The sequence below is a fragment of the Nocardia sp. NPDC002869 genome (assembly GCF_046764065.1).
Classification (GTDB): domain Bacteria; phylum Actinomycetota; class Actinomycetes; order Mycobacteriales; family Mycobacteriaceae; genus Nocardia; species Nocardia rhamnosiphila.
Genome location: NZ_JBKOOL010000273.1, coordinates 1 through 4,298 on the forward strand (window position 1 = coordinate 1; position 4,298 = coordinate 4,298).

2 protein-coding genes and 1 pseudogene are annotated in these 4,298 nt (G+C 73.0%); 2 read left to right on the top strand and 1 reads right to left on the bottom strand.

Going from position 1 to position 4,298, the window contains the following annotated elements; genetic code table 11:
- Window positions 1-65 precede the first annotated feature (65 nt).
- Complete coding sequence (locus ACLML9_RS27970) at window positions 66-602, top strand: NUDIX hydrolase (RefSeq protein ID WP_411948304.1); 537 nt, start codon at window positions 66-68, stop codon at window positions 600-602.
- A complete protein-coding gene (locus tag ACLML9_RS27975) occupies window positions 599-3,226 on the top strand; it encodes a DUF6049 family protein (protein ID WP_411948305.1) in 2,628 nt (875 codons plus the stop codon). The genes ACLML9_RS27970 and ACLML9_RS27975 overlap by 4 nt, the downstream gene beginning before the upstream one ends.
- 800 nt (window positions 3,227-4,026) lie before the next feature.
- On the opposite strand, the pseudogene ACLML9_RS27980 reads toward ACLML9_RS27975, so the two are convergent.
- Window positions 4,027-4,298: pseudogene (locus tag ACLML9_RS27980) on the bottom strand (hypothetical protein); the annotation flags it as partial.

Here is a 4,298-nt window from a genome sequence, read left to right on the forward strand (position 1 = left end):
CTTCGGGGGCCTCGACCCCGCGGCGCCGGAGGCGCCGCCAAAAGACACTGCTCTAGTATTGCGTAGTGTCTCCGGCCGATCGTGCGAACAGTAGACGCCGCCAGCCGCGGCGTCGTGGTTCGGCCGGTGGTGCGGCGAAACCTCGTATGCGTACCGTGCGGGAGACTTCGGCCGGGGGTTTGGTGGTAAGTGGGCTGGACGGTCCGCCGGAAGCCCGTTGCGCTGCTTTGATCGGCCGTACCGACCGGCGGGGCCGGCTGCTATGGTCGCTGCCCAAAGGACATATCGAAGAGGGCGAAACCTCGGAACAAACGGCGATCCGGGAGGTCGCCGAGGAGACCGGTATCCAGGGCGTCGTCGTCGCCGAATTGGGCAGTATCGATTACTGGTTCGTCACCGAGGGTCGGCGGGTACACAAAACGGTGCATCATTTTCTGCTGCGTTCGGTCGGTGGTGAATTGTCCGACGCGGATGTCGAGGTCACCCAGGTGGACTGGGTACCGCTGAGCGAATTGAACTCGAGGCTGGCCTACGCGGATGAGCGGAGGCTGGCCGAGGTGGCGAACCGCCTGATCGACCGGATGGAGACCGGCAAGCGATGACGCGTGGACTGAGTCGGATCATGCTCGTGATCCTGACCATCCTCGGTTCGGCGGCGCTGCCCGCGCTGCTCGGATCCCCGGCTCACGCCCAGCCCACGGGGTCGGCCGAGGACACCTCGGTGCCGCAGTTCCTGAAATTGTCCCTCGATTCGGTGAGTCCGGGCACCGTCACCGCGCAGAGTGAGCCGGTGCTCACGGTGGCGGGAACGGTCACCAATATCGGTGACCGCGGGGTCGAGGAAGTGGCCGTGCGGGTGCAGCGGGCGCGGCCGGTATCGGACCCCAGCGAGTTGCGTACGGCGTTGAAACTCGATCAGGTGAATTACGAGCTCCCGACGCCCTTCCAGGATGTGGCGGCGCGGCTGGAGCCGGGACAGCGCCGGCAGTTCACCATGACCGTCCCGCTGCGGGACGCGTCGGGGACTTCGCTGAACATCACCGAACCGGGTGTGTACCCGCTGCTGCTGAATGTGAACGGGACTCCGGATTACGGTGGCCAGGCGCGATTGGACGATGCGCGGTTCCTGTTGCCGGTGCTGGGGTTGCCGGCGGCGGCGGACGGGAGCGATCCGCCGCTGCCCGCGCCCGCCGCACCGCCGGTGCAGACAACGCTGCTGTGGCCGCTGGCCGATCGGCCCCGCATGGTGGCCGGGCAGACCGGCGACCTGGACCGGGAGGTCGAGCTGACCGACGACGAGCTGGCCGCGGCAGTGAGCCGCGGGGGCCGGTTGGACGAGCTGGTGGGCGCCTTGGAGACGGTCTTCGGTGACGATCGGGCAGCCGGCGGACCGTCTTCGGCGGTCTGTCTGGCGATCGACCCCGATCTGCTGCTCACCGTGCAGGCCATGACCAGCGATTACCGAGTGCTGGCCAGCCCGTCCGATCCGGACGGCGCGACGCGTCCGGGTTCGGGGACCGAATCCGCGAAGGCCTGGCTGGACCGGTTGCGGAATCTGGCGTCCTCGATGTGCACGGTGGCGCTGCCCTTCGCCCAAGTGGATATCGCGGCGCTCGCGGCGGCCGCCGACCCCGCGCTCACCGCGCGGGCGCTGGATGCGCCGGCGACGATCGTCGATTCCATCCTGAACACCCGGTCCGTTCGCGGTGTGAGCCTGCCCGACGCCAGCAGCCTGGACCAGGGCGCGGCGCAGCTCCTGAGGAATCAGGGCTTCGGGACCGCGGTGCTGGCCGCCAGCGCGGTGGCGCCCGAGGGCGGTGCCGGCGACCCGTACGCGGCCGTCCCCGATCTGGTGCGGCTGCCCGGCGTGCCGGGGGCGGTTCCGCCGCCCGCGCCGGCTCCCGAGTTCGGCGACGCCCCCGATGCGGTGCCCGCCGGTGACACCGCCGACAACGGCGCGCAGCCGGATCCGGGTACGCCGGCACAGACCCCGGCGGGGGCCGCACCGGCGCAGCCCGGCGGCGGTGGTTCCTCGACGGCCGATCCGGCGCTGCGCGTGGCGACCTTCGACATCTGGCCCGCGGCCGCGCTGGCGGGGGTCGGATCCAATCCACCCACCCCGGCCTATGTCCCGGAATCGGCGCGGTACGCGGTGACCAACGATTCCCGGACCGCGCGGCTGCAGGACGCGCTGGGGGCGGTGTCCTGGCGGGCACTGCAGGCCGATCCGGGCCGGCCGCGTTCGCAGTTGATCATGCCGCCGCAGCAGTGGGGCGCGAATCGCGACGAGGCCGCCGCGCTGCTGCGCCAGCTCGACCTGCTGGTCGAGAACAAGCTGGTCGATCCCCGGCCGTTCGACGATCTCGTCGGTCAGGCGCCCGATCCTGTCCCGTATCAGCTGGCCCCGCTGCCGGAGGCGGCCGTGGAGGCGGTGCCGGTCCATTTCGCGACCCCCGCCCGCGACCAGTCGCATCGGATCTCGCAGCTGCTGCAGGCAATGGTGGAGGTGCCCGAGGCGGCGCCGACCCCGCGCGCCTATCTCGATCCGCTGCGCGACGATCTGGTGCGCGCGCTGTCGCTGTCCGACCGGCGCGGCGGTCCCACCGCGCAGGCCGAGGTCTTCGCTGCGCGCCGGCTCGAGAAGGCGACATCGACGGTCGACGAGGTCTTCCGTTCGGTATCGGTCCTGCCGCCCGGCGGGGTGTACACGCTGGCCTCCGAGTCGAGTCCGCTGCTGCTGGTGGCCCGCAACGATCTGCCCGTGTCGGTGCGGATCAGGTTCCGCATCGACGCACCGGCGGAAACCAAGATCACCGATATCGGCGAGCAGTTGCTGCCGCCGCGCGGTACCCGGTCGTTCCAGATCCCGACCGAGGTCAGTGACAGCCGCAAACTCGTGGTGCCGATCTCGCTGAGCACCCCGGAGGGGGTGCCGCTGGGTCACGCCACCTCGATCTCGGTGCGATCCAACGCCTACGGCCAGATCCTGGCGATCATCACCGCATGCGCGGCCGCCCTGCTGTTCCTGCTGGCCGGGCGCCGGTTGTGGCGGCGTTTCCACGGCAAACGCGATCCCGCCGACAAAGGTATCGATCCCGGGTTGCGGCGGCGGGTCGTCCGGTTGGGCCGGGCGCGGCGGCGTGGACGGGGCCGGTCCGGACCGCAGGCGAGCGAGACGGCCCGGGAAGCGACGCGCCCGGCGCCCCGAGGCCGGGAACGGGTGTAGCGGCGGATTCCCCGCCGGCGGGACGGACCGGCGGCGGTTTCCCGAGGATCTCGTGTGCCGCGTGCTGCGCGTCCGCCGCATGTTCGGGGCCGGCTCCGACGCTCCCACGGCCACGTGTGGTGCGCACGGCCGGGAGAGGGTGACCCGGACCCGCGACCCATGGAAGATGGAAGGGTGCGCACCGGCTGCCCGGGTTCACCCGGGTGCCGGTGCGTAGTTGGACGCATTACCGACCGTTCGTCGCGCGCGAACGCCGAGACAATGTGTTCGACGCGACACAGGGGACAACCGCCGCGCGGGGCCCGGGCGATACAGGAGGCATGATGAGCGACGATGAATCCTCCGCTCATCGGCAGCAGCCCGGTCGACAGCCCGACGGTCCACGAGCCCGCCGGTCCCCCAGCGCACCGTGGGAGCGGGCACCTCGAGCTCCCGGCCCGGAGACGGATATGACCGGCCATCCCGGCGATCCGGAACTGGACCGCGACCGCCCCGGCGCGTTCCGGGAGCCGGCCCCGCAACTGCGCCGGCCCGAGCGCCCCGGCACTCCGGCGGATCGATCCGGCCCACCCGGGCCGCGTCCGGTACCGGCACCTCGCCCCGGACCGAACCCGGGGGAGGACCGCTATGCCCCCCACCGGCCGCAGCAGCCGGATCCACGCATGCCCCTGAATCAGCCGCCCGGGCGGCCCGCGAACCCACCGCCGGGGGCCCGTCCGGCCGTACCCCCCGACCAGCGCTCCGCGCCGCCGCCGGGCGCCCGTCCGGCGGTCCCGCCCGAGCAACGCGCCGCGCCACCCTCAGGTGGCCGCCCGGCCCCCCCGCCCGACCAGCGCGCCGCGCCTCCCGCGGGTGCCCGCCCGGCGGTCCCGCCCGACCAGCGCGCCGCGCCTCCCCCGGGTGCCCGCCCGGCGGTCCCGCCCGACCAGCGCGCCGCGCCTCCCCCGGGTGCCCGCCCGGCGGTCCCGCCCGAGCAACGCGCCGCGCCTCCCCCGGGTGCCCGCCCGGCGGTCCCGCCCGAGCAACGCGCCGCGCCTCCCCCGGGTGCCCGCCCGGCGGTCCCGCCCGAGCA

Bases quoted from the DNA above. Each gene is read 5' to 3' on its own strand.
- ACLML9_RS27975 (WP_411948305.1), top strand. From the start codon at position 599: ATGACGCGTGGACTGAGTCGGATCATGCTCGTGATCCTGACCATCCTC.